We start from the raw sequence: 18,423 nt of genomic DNA on the forward strand, positions 1-18,423 counted from the left end.
TGAATAATAAAATAAAGTTAATTTTATTTTAATGTCCTATCAATGCTTATTGTTGATTTTATTTGCAGATTAAACAGCGCTTGGAGAGTAAAATGGGTAGGCGGATCCGTGTGATTATTAGTTTGATAATATTCACAGTCTCGTTGTTTCTGCTATATAACTTAGAGCAGGATTATCAGTTAAATGATATTTTTTTAGAGATTAAACAATTTGCACCATCAAAAATTTTATTAGCGGTTTTATTGACGTTGGTCAGTTATCTACTATTAACATTATATGATTATCTTGCCATTAGAGAACTAAAATCGCCCTTAAGTTATCAACAGGTAGCTCCTGTTTCATTCCTGGCATTTACCTTCTCTAATACGATAGGTTTTTCATTATTGACCGGCACTTCTATACGCTACAAATTTTATTCTGAATTAGGTTTGAGTGGCAATAATATTACCCAGGTTGTACTCGCTTGCTCAGTGACATTTTTCCTTGGACTTTTCTTTATCTGCGGACTTGCTCTGATTAATTTTCCTGCAGAGCAACTTTCCGACTTACCGTTGCCAACTTGGTTTTTCTCTCTTAATCGAGTGATTGGTATCTTGATGTTGCTGGGTGTCATTAGCTATTTTGTATTTAGCCTGATGTGGAAAAGGTCTATTCAATTTCGTGGGTTCGAATTGGCACCACCGATTTTTTCCTTATCTCTAAAGCAGTTTCTAGTATCGAGTATTGATTGGATCGTTGTGGGGACATTATTTTACTCTCTACTACCTGAGGTGGATGGATTAAGTTATTTACAGGTCCTTAGCATCTTTTTTGTAGCCAATGCAATCGGGGTGCTTGCCCATGTGCCTGGAGGGATTGGCGTATTTGAAACGGTAGTTACTGTTACCTTATCGCAATATTTACCTGCCGAACAAATTTTAAGTTCAGTGATTATTTATCGATTAATGTATTACATAGTGCCATTTATTTTAGCGCTGATGTATTTTGTGGCAACCTTAGTATTAACTAATAAGGATAAGTTTTCTAAGTTAAATGTTAATTTACAGATTGTCAGGCAATTATTGCCACCATTATTAAGCATTAGTGTTTTTGGCGTTGGCTTAGTGTTGTTGCTATCGGTTGTTAACCCTTCCATTATTCATAAATATCATTGGCTAGGTGAGATAGTGCCGCAACCAATTGTGGAACTATCAAGTTTGATATTGAGTGCGAGTGCTATTTTACTCTTGCTATTATCCCACGGTCTATTTAAACGTTATCAAAAAGCGTTTGAGTTAACGCAAAAACTCTTATTGGTAGCCATGGTGTTTATTGTACTAAAGGGCGCTCAGTGGCAGATATCCCTCGCACTTGGTCTTATTTATTTATTAATGCTGCCCTGCGAGCAGATTTTTTATCGCCAAGGTTCTATTGTGGGAATTAAATATTCTTTTGGTTGGGCCTTATCGCTGGCGGCGGCATTATTTTTGATGATGTGGGTGCTATTTTTTGCCTATCAGGATGTGGATTACGATCATTCACTTTGGTTTACTTTTTCTCAAGATAGCCATGTGTCCCGTGCATTGCGGGGTGGGGCGGTTGCCCTAGTGATCTTGTTGATTTTTGCCTTTCGCTACGTGTTAGCGATGAGAAGACCGCAAACCCGTCTATTGGATGAGCATACTTTAAGCTGCGCTATGGATATCGTCGCTAACGCCCCAAGTAGCCACGGATTTCTTGCTTTAGTTCAAGATAAGTCATTGTTATTTAATGAAGATAACGATGCATTTTTAATGTATGCCCGCGCAGGACATTGCTGGGTTGTGATGGGCGATCCGATTGGAAATCCAGATAAATTTGATGATTTACTCTGGCAGTTTAGGGAGTTATGCGATGCTTACGATGGTTGGCCAGTATTTTATCAAGTCACGCAAAGGTATTTACCCCACTTTTTAGAACAAGGGTTGAGCCTATATAAACTCGGCGAGGAGGCCATAGTGCCCTTAGCGGAATTTGATTTACAGTCGAGTAAGTATCGTAGCTTGCGTCAAAGTCATGCGAAGGCTTTAAGGGAAGGGTTACGGTTTAAAATTATCGAGGCCAGTGAAGTGAAGGCCCTATTGCCAACGTTAGAGGTTATTTCTTCGAGCTGGCTTAAGGCGAAGCAAGGTCGAGAAAAGGGATTTTCAGTTGGGTATTTTTCTGCTGCTTACCTGTGCGCCACGCCGATGGCCTTAGTGTATTTAAACGACGAGCTTGTAGCTTTTTCCAATGTGTGGGCCAGTGCGGCCAAAATAGAGTTTTCGGTTGATTTGATGCGCTATGAGCCTAGTTTATCGGGCAGTAATATTATGGATTTTTTGTTTACAGAACTCTTGCTATGGGGCAAACAGCAAGGATATCAGCAGTTCAATCTTGGCATGGCGCCCATGTCTGGATTGACTGATAGAGCCTTGGTGCCATTTTGGACTAAGCTTGCCAAAACGGTTTATAAGAAGGGAAATAAATTTTACAACTTTCAGGGGCTTAGAAGGTATAAGGATAAGTTTAATCCCAGGTGGGAGGCTAAGTATTTGATTTGTTATGGTGGGCTCTCTTTACCTGTAGTGGTGGGCAGTCTGGTGACCTTAACGAGTCGTGGTACAACTGGCGTATTTAAAAAGTAGGTGCGAGATGACGAAATCCTTAATCAAGCTACTGAGCGTTTTACTTTTATGTTTCACTGCTAACGTCTTTGCTGATGAGTTTGCCGATAATTTGGGGCTGACCCTATTGCCTGTCGAATCATCAACTCAGGTAAAAGCTGCGTCATCCCATGCCAAACCACCGTTGGTGATTTTTTTGAGTGGTGACGGTGGCTGGGCAACGCTTGATAAAGCCGTAGGGGGCATTTTGCAACAGCAGGGCTGGCCTGTCGTCGGCTGGAGCTCGCTGAAATATTATTGGAAACAAAAAGATCCTAAAGAGGTCACCCAAGATACCTTAGCGATTATTGATAAGTACCAGGCGGAATTTGGCACGCAAAAAGTGATTTTGATTGGTTATTCCTTCGGGGCCGAAGTGATTCCCTTTGTGTTAAATGATATGCCCGCTCAATATCGGCAGAATGTCTTGGGCGCTGTGCTGCTTTCTCCTTCACAATCCTCGGATTTTGAAATCCATGTGAGTGAGATTGTCACCTCGGATAACCAATCGGCTCGTTACTTAACCTTACCCGAAGTCAACAAACAAACCACTGTGCCTATGCTTTGTCTCTATGGTAAAGAGGACGATGCGCCGCTGCATTTATGCCCAGAGGTCAAGCAGCCCAATGTCACTGTGATGGAGTTAAGCGGTGGCCACAGTTTTGATGACGATTACGATAAAGTGGTCAAGTTGATAAAAGGTTGGCTGAAGACCAGTTAGGCGCTTTAGTGCTGGGCATCGTATGAGCCTAATGCTTTGCAATTATAGATAAAAAGGGCGCAGATGCGCCCTTTGTTTTAGGTCGTGCTACAGCGAATAACTAGAGTTGGTAGCTAATGTGTTGGTGGAAGCGCACCACGAGATCTTCACGCTCAGGATCTAGCCCAATCTCGGCGGCAAAGGTTTTCAATGCGGCTTCAACGTTATTCATAAAACGGCCATAGCCTGAGTCATCACAGTCCTTCGCACCCGCGACAATAGTAAAATGCGCGGCTTCGACTAAGTTATCAGCATCCCAGCGGCGAATTACTTGCTGCTCAGTTGCGTTCGGGTCAAAACCAATCATCTGCACTTCGGCCTTGCTGTCGAGTTTTTCAAACTTACTGTTACGCACTAAGGGAGTTAAGCCGTTGGCGATCATAGCCAAGCGCGTTAATTGCTTATTGGTAGCCGCCTTGATGAAATTATCCTCAAGGTGTTGATATAACGGGCTAAAGTCAGTTGCTGACTCTGGTAGTAAACCTTGTTTGAGTTTGCGACTCAGCGGCAGGCTGACGGTGACATAGGTGAGTGAGCTGACATTTTCCGGCAGGTCACATTTTCTGGCTTTGTATCTTGGTGCAATGGCTCTGAGTTTATAGCCGTAGGTTTCTTTATTACCTTTTGATTTGGCGAATAAATCATAGGATAAATGCTGGTGGTCGCGGATCTTTACCTTAAGATCGTTAATCGGCAGCTTAGGCATTAATTCGTTTAATAGCTCCCGTACACGGGTATGGAAATTAGCTGAGTTGCTGCGGATTTCATCGCCAGTCGCTAAGAAAACAATACGCAGTTTGCGGGCGCGGTAGTTGTCCGCAGTGAACAGATTTTGTGCCTCGTGATAGGCGGGATTGTAAAAAAACAGAATTTGTTCAGCGGTTTGGAAACAATACGCTTCGGTATGGTAACGCACGACTGGCAGTTTATCGTTAGTGATCACATGGACGTTACGGAGATCGTGTTGTTCTGCCAAGTTAAAAATAATGCGGCTTAAGGTTTGATAACAGCTATGGTAATCGGGGTATTGCGCCAGTAATTCATCCGTGACTTTAATTTCGGCGGTGATGTACTGATTGGTACGAGCTTCCTTGGGTATGTACACTTTTTGCTGATGGCTAAGGGACATATTGACTCCTTGTTGGGTTAACCATTTGCTAACACGAATTTTACTGTTTATCTCAGGCGTTAATGTTGCGTTGGAGCATGTTTTTATCGCTTAAATACAAGTTTACATCAGCAAGCTGTTTATTAGCTTAAAATTGCAGCGATTTTATTGAGTTAAGGCTTTTTCAATCCAAGGTTGCATCCAAGTGGCAATCTTCTCTTGGGCCTTTTCATTGGGATGAATACCGTCTCTTTGCATCAACTCTGGATGGGGAGCGACCTCCTGCATAAAGAAGGGGATAAGGTCAATATCCTCATCTTTTGCAATCTCTTGATACACTTGGGTGAACTTTTGGCTATAGCGAGGGCCATAGTTAGGCGGTACCATGATTTCGGTCAGTAGCACTTTAGCACCGCTATTTTTAGCTAGGGTAATGATTTGGGTTAGGTTATTTTTGAGTTGCGTCGGGGGGAATCCACGTAGACCATCGTTACCACCGAGTTCGACTACTACCAAATCGGGGGCAACGGAATCGAGCAGCGCAGGCAAACGACGCAAACCGCCCGCTGTCGTTTCACCGCTCACCGAACCGTTGGTAAATTCATGATCGGGTAAGTTTTTTTGCAGCAGCGCCACCCAGCCTACTTGTTCCGACATGCCATAGCTGGCACCTAAGCTATCGCCGAGGATCAACACTTTCGCCGCCTGAACTGGCGTGGTTATAAATAGACTTAACAGGATGCAGGCGCTCACGGCCTTTGCCATAGGCTTGCATCTTAGCAATTGACGCAAGAACGATTTGTATAAGAAGGATCCTATGTCTAACGTCGTTTCAAAAAATAGTGCCATTAATGTGGTTAACCTCGAAAAATCGGTGACTACTCAGGAAGGTTCGCTCACTATCCTCAAGGGCATTAACTTAGATGTCAAGCAGGGCGAAAGTGTTGCGATATTAGGACCCTCCGGCTCGGGTAAATCGACGCTACTTGGCTTACTCGCCGCGCTCGATACCCCAACGGCGGGGGAGATTTGGCTCGATGGCCAGGCCCTATCACCGCTCAATGAAGAACAGAAAGCCGCGCTGCGTAAGCAAAAAGTGAGCTTTATTTTTCAATCTTTTATGTTAGTTGATACCTTAACCGCCCTTGAAAATGTGATGCTACCGGCCGAGCTTGCCGGGGTTAAAAATGCCAAGGAGAAGGCCGAGGCCATGCTGGGGCGCGTGGGGTTATCCCACCGTTTGACTCATTTACCTAAACAGTTATCCGGCGGTGAGCAGCAAAGGGTTGCGATTGCGAGGGCCTTTATTTGTGAACCTAAAGTGCTATTTGCCGACGAGCCAACCGGCAATTTGGACAGTGTTAACGGCCATAAAATTGCCGATATGTTGTTTGAGCTGAACCAAGAGAGCCACACCACGCTCATCCTAGTCACCCATGACTTGCAACTGGCGAAACGCTGCCAAAGGCAACTGGTTATGGACAACGGCCACTTGCAGGAAGAGTTGGATTCGACCCAATCGCACAATGTGAATGGTAACCTTGAATTAAGCGCCAAGGAGGCCTAACCCATGGAGCTTAATTTGGCATGGCGCCTGTTTAAGCGCGAGTTGCAACAGGGGCAGTTGTTATTGATTATCCTCGCCATTACCTTGGCGGTGCTGTCGGTTAGCGGTCTTGCGCGGGTCAGTGAGCGTTTGCAAGTTGCTATCAACGGACAAGCGACTCAGTTTATCGCCGCCGATCGTATTATCGACTCTCCCGTTCAAATTGACGCCAGCATTCTGGCCAAGGCCGATGAGCTTGGCCTTAAGCATGTCACCAATATGCAATTTAATTCCATGGTGTATGCGGGGGATAAGTTTCAGTTAGTCACAGTGCGTGCGGTTGAGTCCGGTTATCCACTTAAGGGAGACATCGAACTTAAAGCGGCCAATGGCCAAGATGTAAAAGCCCAAGGCTTGCCCCACGCCGATGAGGTGTGGTTCGAGAGTCGCTTAGGGGGACTCTTGGGATACCCGCAAACACTGGAATTAGGCAACAGTGAGTTTCGTTTAAGTCAAGAAATCAGCCGCTTACCCGATGCGGGTTTTAATCCGTTTGCTTCTTCCCCCGTGGTATTAATGCGGATAGAAGATGTCGCCAAGACTGGGGTTATCCAACCCGGCAGCCGTGTGACGTATCTGTATCAATTTGTGGGTGAAGAAAGTGCCTTAAGCGCCTTTGAAAATAGCGTTAAACCGCTGCTGAATAATTCCCAGCGCTGGGTCGATGTGCAGTCTGGCGATTCACCGATAGCGGGCGCGGTGAAGCGGGCGGAGCGTTTTTTACTGCTGGCAAGCTTGCTCGGTATTGCCCTTGCTTGCGCCGCGATAGGGATTGCCGCCCAGCGTTACTGCCAACGTCATTATGATGTGGTGGCAATGCTTAAAACCTTTGGCGCCTCATCAACTCAAATCCGTCGACTATTCGGCATCCATTTACTACTAGTGACGCTGTTTGGCATTTTGCTGGGGTTAATCGGTGGGGCACTGCTGGATTTAGGCATTAATCAACTGTTGCCCCCTGAAATCGCTGCCTATTCGCCGCCATTGACGCGGCCGCTTCTGCTTGGGATCAGCACAGGGCTTATCAGCGCCTTTATGTTTTCGGCCTATCCTTTAATGCGTCTGCTAGCGATTCCGCCACTGCGGGTCTTACAAAGGCAACTTGAGGGGTTGCAGCTCGGCATGTGGTTGCATTTACTCTTAAGTTTAGGGGCGATGGCCCTGTTGGGATATCTGTATTCCCAAAGCTGGGCACTGACACTGACGGTAGTCGCGGCTGTGCTGCTACTCGGCGTATTGCTCAGTATTTTAGGTTTTGTGATGATCCGCCTTGGCCACAGTGTCGGCATGAAAACCACCAATCCCTTGCAACTTGCACTGGCAGGCCTAAGGCGCCGAGCTAGGCAAAATGCGGTGCAATTAGTGGGCTTTAGTGCGGCTTTGGTATTGTTACTGACGATTTTGGCGCTTAGACAGGATTTACTCAACGAGTGGCAAAAACAGCTGCCCGAGAATGCACCTAACTATTTCTTGGTCAATATCGCCCCCGATGATGCTAAGCCATTAAACGACTTTATGGCACAAAAGGGCATAGCAGCCACGGATATCTACCCCGTCATTCGTGGCCGGCTGACACAAATTAATGGTGAGACCTTGATCTCTAACGAGCAGGCCGAGGCCGGAGAGAAGGGACGAATAGGGATTTCCCGCGAGCTTAATCTCACTTGGCGCAATAGCTTGCCTGCCAACAACGAGTTGATTGAAGGGCATTTTAATCAAGCTGCTGATGAGGTGTCGGTGGAATCCGGTGTTGCCGATCGTTTAGGGCTAAAACTGGGCGATATGCTGACTTATATGATTGATAACCAAGAGCTAAGGGTTAAGGTCGCCAGTATTCGTGCCGTGCACTGGGAAACATTACAGCCAAACTTCTTCATGATCTTCACCCAAGAAGCGTTGGCGCCCTTTGCCTATACCTCGATGGCAAGCTTCTACCTCGACGACAAAAATGCGGATTTGCAAGGTAGTGATGCCCCGAAGAACACAGTGATCCTCGAACTTATTCAGCAGTTTCCTACGGTATCGATTATCGATGTTGGCGCCATGGTGGGGCAATTGCGGCAGATCATTGAGCAGGTGTCCCTGTCGCTGACGCTGGTTTTGGTCCTCGTCTTACTAGCGAGTTCCTTAGTGCTTATCGCCCAAACTGAGGCGGGAATGGCGACGCGCCAGCGTGAACTCGCGGTGCTGCGTACCTTTGGCGCCTCGGGCTGGTTACTGCGTAGTGCCACTGGGCTTGAATTTGCCTTACTGGGGGGCATAGCTGGGGTGCTTGCAGTGATAGTGGCGGAATTTGCGCTGTATCTGTTAAAGACCCAAGTGTTTGAGCTCAACGTGTATATGCACTGGCCCTGGTGGGGGATTGCCCCTGTCTGCGGCGCCTTATTGGTCGCGCTGCTGGGTGTATGGCGTTGCCGCCAATTACTCAATCAATCCTGCGCTGAATTATTAAAAGTGGGCACTTAAGATGAGGTCAGTTTGGAGCTGAGGCAAACGCTGTAACACCCCATTTGTAAAATGAAAAGCACTGGCATAAACCAGTGCTTTTTAATTGGCGATGAAATCGTTTCTATCATTGGATTACAACGATGATGACTTTACCGTTCAGTTCATTACAAAGCCTTGTAGGGTTACATTATAAAACTGAGGTAGCCCTGCAATACAATCAAATTGACGATATCGATAAAGAAGGCGCCGACAATCGGTACCACCATAAAGGCCTGAGGAGAAGGGCCAGTGCGCGATACCAGTGCGCCCATGTTCATCACTGCGGTTGGGGTGGCGCCCATACCAAAGCCACAGTGACCGCCAGTGATCACTGCTGCATCGTAATTGCTGCCCATCACTTTAAAGGTTACAAAATAGGCGAACAGCGCCAGCACGACGGTTTGCACCAACAGGATAATCAGTAGTGGGATCGCTAGATCTAAAATTTCCCACAATTTGAGATTCATCAATGCCATAGAGAGGAATAACGACAGTGCCACTGTGCCTATCACATCGATACTCTCAGTATGCGGTTTATAACCACGGGTGACTTCGGTGATGTTGGCGATGATTACGCCAAGAAACAGGGCATAGACAAAGTCTGGCATCTTGAGCCAATTCAGCTGATATTCGCTGACAAACACAGTAAACCATTTTGCCCCCGCAACGCAGATCAGCAGTACAAACAGGGTTTCGATGATTGTCTTGGCGGTAACTTGGTCCTCTTCGAGCTGATCATAGGTCACCAGTTGTGGATGCGTGGCGTGGTGCTTACGGCCCATGCCGTAACTAGATATCAGATTGTGCTTGCCAATGAGTCGCTGCGCGACAGGGCCGCCGATAATGCCGCCCATGACCAAGCCAAAGGTGGCCGCCGCCATGGCAAGTTCTAAGGTGTTGATGCCGTAGTTCTCGGCAAAGGTTTGCGACCAAGCAACACCAGTTCCATGGCCGCCAGAGAGGGTAATCGAGCCTGCGATAAGGCCTAAAATAGGGTCTAAACCAAGGAGGCTCGCGAGACTCACGCCAACCGCATTTTGAATAATAATATAGACCGAGGCCACGCCGAGAAAGATAAACACTTTCTTGCCGCCACTAAGCAGTAGCTTATAGTTAGCCGATAAACCTATGGTGCTGAAAAACATCAGCATTAAGGTATTTTGCATGGGTAAACTAAAGATGAGGGTGATGTCTTGGAAATGTAAAAAGGCAACGACTGCGGCGATGACCAGTCCACCTACGATAGGTTCTGGAATATTGTATTGTTTAAAAACACGCACATGGCGATTGATGGAATGGCCAATAAACAGCACGAAGATAGCAATTAAGAACGACTCGAGTTCGCCAATTGTATAAGTGGTGTGCATGATAGTTCCTTACAAATGGTTTGTGTGGGAATACCGCTAGACTCAAGGTGAGTTAGGGTGACCCATCTCATTGTTTAGCTCTCGCTAATGCTAAGTGTTAAACGCGCGATCTAAGGACCGATTCTTGTCAATCCCCAAGGTTGGAGAAGAAATATTAAGCGCGAATATGAACCGTATTGGTATAGTTGATCAGCATCGCCACCGAGTGGGCGAATACTGAAGATAATGGTCTTGCTTGGGGCGTTAACTGTGCTTCAGTGCGGGTGCTAACACGACAATATAGATAAGCAAGAGGCGAAAGTGTAACAGAAAAACGGGTTGATGTCGCTAAATAGTCTTTAGAATCATTGTGTTGTATTTATGTTTTGATGCTGTTGCCAAATCGGTCTAATCAGCCTTGTTGCACTAGGCTGATAAACAAATTCTATACTGGTTTTTTATCTCTGATTTCTAAGTCATTCTTCAGTATCATATTAACGCTTGCCGATTGGCTTGATAACATTTTATTACCAAGCCAGTTACGGGGTATGAATGACGCCATATAACAGATTAACTTGTGAGTAGGTCTTTAAGTGCTGGCTCAAGTTGAGCAAAACGGAAACTAAAGCCTGCGTCGAGCGCATGTTTGGGGAGAACAAATTGGCCTTCGATCAGCAGATCCGCCATTTCACCCATTGCGAGTCGTAAAACTGGTGCAGGTGCTGTCATAAAGGCTGGACGATTTAATACTCTACCAAGAGTTTTAGAAAATTCAGCATTACTGACAGGATGGGGGGCTGTGGCATTAAATATGCCTTGGCAAGTTTCATGACAAAGTAGAAAGTCGATCAGGGCCACCATATCGTGGATATGTATCCAACTCATCCCTTGACGACCATGGCCTATAGGCCCACCAAGGCCGAGTTTAAAGGGCGGGAGCATTTTAGCTAGCGCACCGCCATGCCCAAGCACTATACCCGTGCGTAGGATACAAACACGGGTTTTAGTTGCAGCCTCTAGCGCGAGTCGCTCCCATTCTTTACAAATGTCATGGCTGAATTCAGGGTGGGGGGCTGCGTGTTCGTCAATCGTATTCGCGCCTTGACGGCCGTAAAAGCCAATTGCAGAGCCGCTTATCATCACCTGAGGTGGATTACTGCTTTGCAAAATCAGTTGGCTTAGTCTTGCGGTGATATTCCAACGACTATCGCAGATGCGTTGTTTTTGCTGCGCACTCCAACGTTTAGCAACAATCGGTTCTCCGGCGAGATTGATCACGGCATCAATATGATTCAAATCATCAATTTCGTCTAAGGAGCTTAGATATTGATGCTGTGGGCCCAATAATTGCCGACTATTGGCAGGATGGCGAGTCAGCAATAACAGTTGGTGATGGTTGGCTAAATGGGCCACTAATTGCTGACCAATAAACCCACTTGCTCCCGTTATCAAAATCTTCATCGTCAAATCCTTAGGTGAGGGTGGCTATCTTTTATTTCAAACCTTATAAGCAATATACGACAACGGACAAGTGGGGATCACTTTATTGATTTTTTTGGTAACACAGTTCCATCGATACCGAATCAGCAAAGCGCAGGGCATGGGGCTTATCGATTTCGACACTGGCAAATTCAACCCAAGGATGCTCGCTGGCAATGGCTAAGGTTTGGCTGGTAAGGTTTTCAAGTAGTGAGAAGCGATTGTTTTCAATCAACTCAATGATCTTTTTTGTGATAGTACGATAATTAAGCGCATCATCGACATTATCGCTGTTGCGAGCTTTGGCGGCGCAGTAATGGATAACGACATTAATGATTACATCCTGCCTATTTTGGATTTCATCTTCTTTTATGCCGATAAAAGTGCGCAGTCTTAAGTTTTTAATGCGTATAATCGCGGTTTCTGGTTTCATAATAACAATCTAGTATCTAATGCTTAGGTGATTGAGTTCGAGGCATTTCTTAGGCTAGCCTAACAACTTTATCGAAGATCAAGAAGGATTTTTACTCCATGACACGATCCAATTCGCCGACTGCCGCCTATAAAGGTTTTGCAGTTATGGCTTTTGTAGTGATTATTTTGGCAGGGATAAAGGCCGCCAGCCCGATTGTTGTTCCCTTTGTTTTATCCTGTTTTATTGCGGTGATTTGTAATCCAGCGATTGTCTTGATGACTAAATATCGGTTGCCTAAATGGCTTGCCGTGATCCTGCTAATGGGGTTTATCGTGTTGATGGGCTTATGGCTCGCCTCTTTAGTGGGCAGTTCAATCAATGAGTTTTCTAAGCAGTTGCCGCAATATCGCGATCAGCTGGTGGAGCAGTTTTCTTGGGTGCTACATAAGTTACAGGCACTCAATATTCAAATCTCTAAGGAGCAAGTGTTAGCCTATTTTGACCCTGGCATGGCGCTATCTATGACCACAAATATGTTGTCGGGTGTGGGTAATGTGATGGCGAATTTGTTCCTTATCATCCTGACCATCGTCTTTATGCTATTTGAAGCGCAGTCTTTACCGAAAAAACTGCACTTGGCCTTGGATGATCCGGATATGCGCCTGCAACAGATTGACCGTTTTCTGCAATCGGTAAATCAATATATGGTGATTAAAACCCTCGTTAGTTTAGCGACGGGCTTGATAGTCGGTATTGGACTGGCCTTTATCGGTGTGGATTACGCGCTGCTTTGGGCGGTTATCGCCTTTTTATTCAACTATATTCCCAATATCGGTTCAATTATTGCCGCTATTCCTGCTGTATTGCTAGCATTTATCCAATTAGGCCCTGCCGCAGCAGGCGGAACCGCGCTGCTTTACATCGGCGCGAATATGGTGATGGGCAATGTGGTCGAGCCTAAATTTATGGGCCGCGGTCTAGGGCTTTCCACTTTAGTAGTATTTCTATCGTTAATTTTTTGGGGCTGGTTGTTGGGTTCTGTTGGCATGTTGTTGTCGGTTCCCTTAACCATGGTGGTTAAAATTGCCCTTGAATCCAGTAAGAGTGGTAGCTGGTTAGCCATTTTATTGTCCGATGATGTGGATGATAAATTGGTGAGCCAATCGACAAGCACTACTCCGGTTTCTGAACCTGTCGATACTCATCCAACTGATAAGAAGTAGTAGATAATGCAAGGTTTTATAGATGCACTGGCGACAATAAAAGTCAGTGAAGATGCCACGCGATTATTCCACGGCCGCGGTGGACATTATCCAGGTTGCGAGCATCTTTGCTTAGACTGGTTCGCGCCCGTATTGTTATTCACCAGTTTTTCGGCCCTTGAAGCAGCGGATCTAGCCCTTTGCCAACAGGCCATTACGGCACGTTGGCAAGTGATACAACCCAATCAGCCATTAAATTTGGTGTATCAATACCGCAGTGGTGGCGAAACCTTTAGTCAATTACTGGCGGGTGACGTGCCAGAGCCTCACATCGTGACTGAAAATGGTGCGAGGTTTCAGGTACATTTACTGCGTGGTCAAAACCACGGTTTGTTCCTCGACATGGCCAATGGCCGTGAATGGGTGAGAGCCAATGCACGCCACAAGAAAGTGCTGAATTTGTTTGCTTACACCTGTGGATTCTCGGTGGCAGCACTGCAGGGCGGCGCCGATGAAGTGGTGAATATGGACATGAGTAAGGGAGCTCTTGCGATAGGTAAGCAGAATCATCTGCTGAATGGCTTTACCGCTGGCGCGCGTTTTTTAGGGCACGATATTTTTAAATCGTGGGGTAAATTGCGTAAGTTAGGCCCCTATGACATCGTGGTTGCTGATCCGCCGAGTAATCAAAAGGGCAGTTTTGTAGCAACTAAGGATTATGTGCGTTTGCTCAGGCATTTACCCGAGTTGTTAGCCGATAATGCTGAAGTCTTGCTTTGCTTAAATGCGCCAGAGCTTGACACTCAATTTTTGCGTCAGCAGGTTGAGGAGGCGGCTCCTGAGCTTGAATACCTTGAACGTTTACCTAACCCTGCATCCTTTGCAGACATCTCTGAGGAGAAATCATTAAAGGTGCTGCGGTATCGTTTAAAAGGTAGTGTTCAAATTTCTGTGTCATTTCTTTAAGCTATACCAAAAAGAGATGATTTATGACCACACCTACTTTTGATATCGATGCTGCCATTCAAGCACTACGTGAAGGTAAAGACCTCACCGGCAAGGATGGCATCTTAACCCCTTTGATTAAGCAACTCACTGAAGCGGCCTTGGCAGCGGAGCTGGATGGCCACTTGGCGAGCACTGAAGGTGCCAATCGTAAGAATGGCAAAACCACTAAAACAGTTAAAACCGACATTCCGCAGCTAATTTAGGAATAAACTACCTCATAGAATCTACCGAGTAATTTGAGTAGTTGTGTTTGGTGATCTTGAAGTCCAGTGATGAACCTTTGGCCGTTAATCTCTAGCGTATCTATGCCTTCGAATTGCAAGAAGACCCAACGTGCCGTCGGTCTGGAGGTCGTCTTGTTCTTTACCATACTTGGGAAGAACGCTTCGGTTTGTGCGAGTTGTTCTCTGATTTTGTGTTCTAAACTAGCGTAAACAAGCAAGCTCAACGTCATTATCATTAGCAACGCTTCAATGCGCTCAGGCTTTTTCAAGAAGATGGAAGAGGTTAAAAACTCAGGGCTTTTTAGAAAACGGAAGCCGCGCTCGACTTTTTGTTGCGATTTGTAATGTGCTAGAAGAGCCGCCATGGTGAGTGCTTCATTGTCGGTGTCATTCGTCGCGAGGATAAACATGCCTACTTTGAGCTTAGCCAGTTTTACTTTTTCTAGGTCGGTGAAGGGGGCGGCTTCGATAAAGTATTGGTATCCTGTCGGTGCTTCATCTGTCTTTGGGCGGCCCGAATGAGAGTAAGTCGGCTGTTTGATGAGAGTGCCTTGTTCAAACCCAAGTAAGTCACATTGTTTCTTGAAATCGTTAAACGCTAATTCTGCGTCAACTTCACAAGCGAATGGTTTTTTACTTAGCTTTTCCAACGCTTTGATTTCTTTTGCTATGTTTTTCTCTAAGTTCTTGAAGAAAGTGATTTCTTCCCGCTTGGTGGCCTGTTCACTGTGAACGAGCAACCAACGTTGATTGACCTTTCCGTAATCCGAGTCTATCCAACATCCTGAGTAGCCATGACCGATAGTGCTTAATTGCTCTGGCTCTAGCGCAAGTAGTGCTTGTTTTGCGAGCTTGATGGTCATGGGGACACGGGTAATGAATTTTTGATTTTGCTCATCTAGCGAGGAGATGCTTTCTTCGGTGTACAAAGCGGCATCAGCGATAAAGTAACGACTATTTTGCGCGGCTTTTAGGCAATGTATGTGTCTTTTAGTGACTTCAGCGAATGCCTTGGCATCATTGGTGTTACCACTCAGTGCTTGCATGTAAACAGGAATACCTGCTTGGTTTTCACAGATGAGTTCAAGCACGACTTGGTTAAGCTCTGGCCTATGATCCCGACTATAACCTCTTACAAGCTTAATCACGTTGGTGTTTTCATCTTGTGCATACTCACCATCAACGTGGAAGCTAGTGATATCAAGATGAACAGAATCGGTCGTCAAGCCCAGTTTATCAACAACACGCTCAGCAATAACCTGATAGAGCGCTGAGACATCGGCTTCGTATAGAGCATCTAATGTGCGGCCTAGTACATCATCAGTCAGGTGGTGTGCTTCAATGTCTTTGGCGAGTAGCTTAGATACAGGCTTGGTCTTAAAAAAGTCCGAGAACATGTGCAGTGTTCTGCTATGAAAGCCAAGTCCATTTAGGAGCATGGCCAATACCGCGTCACCATGAGAAACATTGTGGTCAGAATATTTTGGGATAACGGCATCTATCATCCGTGGCAGGCCAATTTCGTGACAAAAGGCGGCAATGAGACCAAGGTGATCTAAGCGTTTAATAACAGGATGGGTAGACATATTTTGAGACCGTCAAATAGCAGTAATAGATCAAAACTGTCGATCGCGGTCAAGATGGTGTCGTAGTTTTTATGAAAAGCTGATCGCCAGATCACACTATTTAAATTCTGGAATTAGCTGCGGAATGACGGTTAAAAGCCCCCTTGGCAACTTCGAGTTGAACACGCCCAGGGACAGGGCGGGCACCTTCGAACCTCAATTAGTCAAAAAGCACCAAACCCAACTTACCGATGAAATGGAGCGTAAAATCATTGGCTTATTTTCATTAGGCTCCAGCTACCAAGATATTCGCGCGCATATCGAAGACATGTACGGCATGTCGGTGTCCAACGGCACGGTGAACGCCATCACTGACAAGTTACTCCCTGAGCTTCAAGCATGGCGTGAACGCGAGCTAGAGCCGCTTTATCCCGTCATATGGCTCGATGCGATACACTATAAAATCAAAGAGAACGGCCGCTTTATCAGCAAGGCGGTTTACACCATTTTGGCCCTTAACGTCGAAGGTAAAAAAGAGCTGTTAGGCCTATATCTGTCTGATAATGAAGGGGCTCACCATTGGTTAAGCGTGCTAACCGACCTGTATAATCGCGGCGTAAAAGACATCCTCATCGCCTGCGTTGATGGCCTTAAAGGCTTTCCTGAAGCGATTGAAACCATCTACCCACAGACGGAAGTACAACTGTGTGTCATCCACCAAATTCGCAACTCAATGAAGTATGTTGCTTCAAAGCATCAAAAGGCCTTCATGGCGGATTTAAAGTGCGTTTATAAGGCTGCCACCTTGAATGCGGCCGAGATGGCACTGGATGAGCTGGAGACAAAATGGGGCGATAAATACCCCGTGGTGATTAAATCATGGCGTAACAAATGGGCGCTGCTATCGGTGTATTTCAAATACCCAGACTATGTCCGCACCGCTATCTACACCACCAATGCCGTTGAAGCGGTACATCGACAATTCAGGAAGTTAACCAAAACGAAGGGCGGTTTTGCTAACGAGAACAGTTTACTCAAGCTGCTTTACGCGGGTATATTGAAGGCCTCTGAGCGCTGGACCCATCCCATCCAAAACTGGAATTTGACGCTATCACAGCTCTCAATCCATTTTGAGGGGCGCTTAGAAAACCATATCGATCTGTGAAATTAACCTGACACAGAATTATGAACAGCCTCGTTTAAAAGCGTAAATTACAGTAGTCATCAGGGTTAAGTGGCCTTGATGACTACTTTTATAGCATCCATATTACCTTTCTACGCAATTGCTCCCATTTTGCACTCATCTTCTTATATGCTTTATTTATCAACCACAATTCTTTAGCACATCATCCTACATCGACTGAAAGTCTTTCATGGTTTAATACTGCTTTTTGGCATTTGCAACGATAAAGCACCGATTTCATCTTTAAGTTGGAAACAAAACTGAAAGTTTTCTGTAATTGTTGATTTTGCTTTGGTATACTCAGCGCCACGGAGATTCCCTTTCCTCATGGGCAAAATGTCTGCATAGAACGACATGCCTTTGCGACCTTACAAAATCGAGCAGGAGTTGTTATGGAAGTTCATGAATACGAAAACGCTTACTACCAAGTTAAAGACGATGTGATGACGTCTTTACCTGCGCAGAACGAAGAAGAAGCGGTCTAAGTTCTGTAAGCCATTCGCTTACAGGACAATTCTGAGTCTGAAGTAACAAATACAAGCACATGAAAATAGCAACCTTAGGGTTGCTATTTTTTTATCTGAGTTTGGATATTAGATTGATGCGTTATCAAGATATTAGCCATTGACCTTACGTTTTTCGGGCATAATCTCAACGATAATCCATTTACCATTAATTTTATGTAGGCGAATGGTTCTGTCATCAATCCAAGGTTGTCCACCTTTTAGACCTTTCATCTTAACGACTACTAAGACGTCTTTAGTAAATTTACGGAAGAAGTCGATATCGATGTCATCAATTTCCATTTCCACATTAGTCATTGAAAGACTAAGCATATTGCGTTGCACTGCCGCGGCAATATAGTAGTGGCTTAACACCTCTTTAAGTGGCTGATTCACAAATTGCTTGGCTTTTTCGACATCGCGGTCAACATAAATGGCGCTAAAAAAGCCTAGGCTGACTTCTTCGGGCGTGAGCACGTGTTGTTCTTTGTCTGTGGGTTCGCCACAGCCAAACAAAAACAGTAATGAAAGGAAAAATAAGGTTCTCATGGCTTTTAGTTATAGGAATTTGTCACGAGTATCGCGATTTTAGCGGCTATGTTCAAGTTTTGTAATAATGGGCATCTTTGGCGAGAATGTCTTGACTCCTGTCTAATGGTTGTGGCATACCTTAAAAGATTCACTTTTTAGGTTATCCACAGAATCTGTGGAAAAGTATGTTGAAGACTAGATGGATACTTTATAAGTGTCTGATACTCTAGCGCTTTATTGGCTGGTTAAAAAGTGACGCCTTTCTGTTAAGCCTTATTTCTGGCCTTTCCTTGTGGATATTTTTATAAAACTTTCCAGTCTATTCACAGCATTAGTTTTTCAT

General features: G+C 45.4%; 13 protein-coding genes and 2 pseudogenes. 8 read left to right on the plus strand and 7 right to left on the minus strand.

Translation table 11 applies throughout. The annotated features are described in order from the left end of the window. The first annotated feature begins 92 nt into the window (after window positions 1-92). Together mprF and CEQ32_RS01820 are read left to right on the plus strand one after the other, a co-directional pair. Window positions 93-2,645: a bifunctional lysylphosphatidylglycerol flippase/synthetase MprF gene (gene mprF / locus CEQ32_RS01815; RefSeq protein WP_088585416.1), complete on the plus strand. Its 2,553-nt coding sequence runs from the start codon at window positions 93-95 to the stop codon at window positions 2,643-2,645. A 7-nt stretch (window positions 2,646-2,652) separates the two neighbouring features. Further along, entirely contained in the window at window positions 2,653-3,384 is a 732-nt protein-coding gene (locus tag CEQ32_RS01820) for an AcvB/VirJ family lysyl-phosphatidylglycerol hydrolase (RefSeq protein ID WP_037428586.1), read from the plus strand. Between the two features lie 100 nt (window positions 3,385-3,484). Here the strand turns inward: CEQ32_RS01820 and CEQ32_RS01825 are convergent, their stop codons facing one another. Both CEQ32_RS01825 and CEQ32_RS01830 read right to left on the minus strand, forming a co-directional pair. Continuing rightward, complete coding sequence (locus tag CEQ32_RS01825) at window positions 3,485-4,552, minus strand: DUF3083 family protein (protein WP_037428585.1); 1,068 nt, start codon at window positions 4,550-4,552, stop codon at window positions 3,485-3,487. Between the two features lie 144 nt (window positions 4,553-4,696). After that, a complete protein-coding gene (locus tag CEQ32_RS01830) occupies window positions 4,697-5,296 on the minus strand; it encodes an arylesterase (RefSeq protein ID WP_122040729.1) in 600 nt (199 codons plus the stop codon). A gap of 52 nt (window positions 5,297-5,348) precedes the next feature. On the opposite strand from CEQ32_RS01830, the gene CEQ32_RS01835 reads away from it, so the two are divergent. Both CEQ32_RS01835 and CEQ32_RS01840 read left to right on the plus strand, forming a co-directional pair. Continuing rightward, window positions 5,349-6,098 (plus strand): ABC transporter ATP-binding protein, encoded by a 750-nt coding sequence (locus CEQ32_RS01835; protein WP_088585417.1) that lies wholly within the window; start codon window positions 5,349-5,351, stop codon window positions 6,096-6,098. Between the two features lie 3 nt (window positions 6,099-6,101). Further along, window positions 6,102-8,603 carry an ABC transporter permease gene (locus CEQ32_RS01840; protein WP_088585418.1) on the plus strand — a complete coding sequence of 834 codons (2,502 nt, stop codon included), beginning with the start codon at window positions 6,102-6,104 and terminating at the stop codon, window positions 8,601-8,603. A 164-nt stretch (window positions 8,604-8,767) separates the two neighbouring features. Here the strand turns inward: CEQ32_RS01840 and gltS are convergent, their stop codons facing one another. The 3 genes from gltS to folX all read right to left on the minus strand — a co-directional run bounded on the left by gltS (window position 8,768) and on the right by folX (window position 11,882). Beyond that, window positions 8,768-9,991 (minus strand): sodium/glutamate symporter, encoded by a 1,224-nt coding sequence (gene gltS / locus CEQ32_RS01845; RefSeq protein ID WP_037426727.1) that lies wholly within the window; start codon window positions 9,989-9,991, stop codon window positions 8,768-8,770. A 549-nt stretch (window positions 9,992-10,540) separates the two neighbouring features. Continuing rightward, the gene (locus CEQ32_RS01850) at window positions 10,541-11,431 is read right to left on the minus strand and encodes a TIGR01777 family oxidoreductase (RefSeq protein ID WP_037426729.1); all 891 of its coding nucleotides are present in this window, start codon (window positions 11,429-11,431) and stop codon (window positions 10,541-10,543) included. A gap of 82 nt (window positions 11,432-11,513) precedes the next feature. Then, a complete protein-coding gene (folX, locus tag CEQ32_RS01855) occupies window positions 11,514-11,882 on the minus strand; it encodes a dihydroneopterin triphosphate 2'-epimerase (protein ID WP_037419769.1) in 369 nt (122 codons plus the stop codon). A gap of 98 nt (window positions 11,883-11,980) precedes the next feature. Between folX and CEQ32_RS01860 the strand changes: the two genes are divergently transcribed. From CEQ32_RS01860 to CEQ32_RS01870, 3 genes and pseudogenes are all read left to right on the plus strand, one after another. Next, window positions 11,981-13,087 carry an AI-2E family transporter gene (locus CEQ32_RS01860; protein ID WP_088585419.1) on the plus strand — a complete coding sequence of 369 codons (1,107 nt, stop codon included), beginning with the start codon at window positions 11,981-11,983 and terminating at the stop codon, window positions 13,085-13,087. 6 nt (window positions 13,088-13,093) lie between these two features. Continuing rightward, entirely contained in the window at window positions 13,094-14,032 is a 939-nt protein-coding gene (locus CEQ32_RS01865; protein ID WP_088585420.1) for a class I SAM-dependent methyltransferase, read from the plus strand. A 23-nt stretch (window positions 14,033-14,055) separates the two neighbouring features. Further along, a pseudogene (locus CEQ32_RS01870) lies at window positions 14,056-14,262 on the plus strand (IS256 family transposase); the annotation flags it as partial. Between the two features lie 11 nt (window positions 14,263-14,273). Here CEQ32_RS01870 and CEQ32_RS01875 read toward each other — a convergent pair. Next, a complete protein-coding gene (locus CEQ32_RS01875) occupies window positions 14,274-15,884 on the minus strand; it encodes an IS1634-like element ISSpu7 family transposase (protein ID WP_011787758.1) in 1,611 nt (536 codons plus the stop codon). A gap of 127 nt (window positions 15,885-16,011) precedes the next feature. Here CEQ32_RS01875 and CEQ32_RS01880 point away from each other — a divergent pair. After that, window positions 16,012-17,028: pseudogene (locus tag CEQ32_RS01880) on the plus strand (IS256-like element ISSod5 family transposase); the annotation flags it as partial. 635 nt (window positions 17,029-17,663) lie between these two features. Here CEQ32_RS01880 and CEQ32_RS01890 read toward each other — a convergent pair. Continuing rightward, complete coding sequence (locus CEQ32_RS01890) at window positions 17,664-18,098, minus strand: hypothetical protein (RefSeq protein WP_088585421.1); 435 nt, start codon at window positions 18,096-18,098, stop codon at window positions 17,664-17,666. Between the last annotated feature and the right edge of the window lie 325 nt (window positions 18,099-18,423).

Origin of the sequence: Shewanella sp. FDAARGOS_354 (genome assembly GCF_002209245.2) — a bacterium.
Taxonomy (GTDB): Bacteria; Pseudomonadota; Gammaproteobacteria; order Enterobacterales; family Shewanellaceae; genus Shewanella; species Shewanella xiamenensis.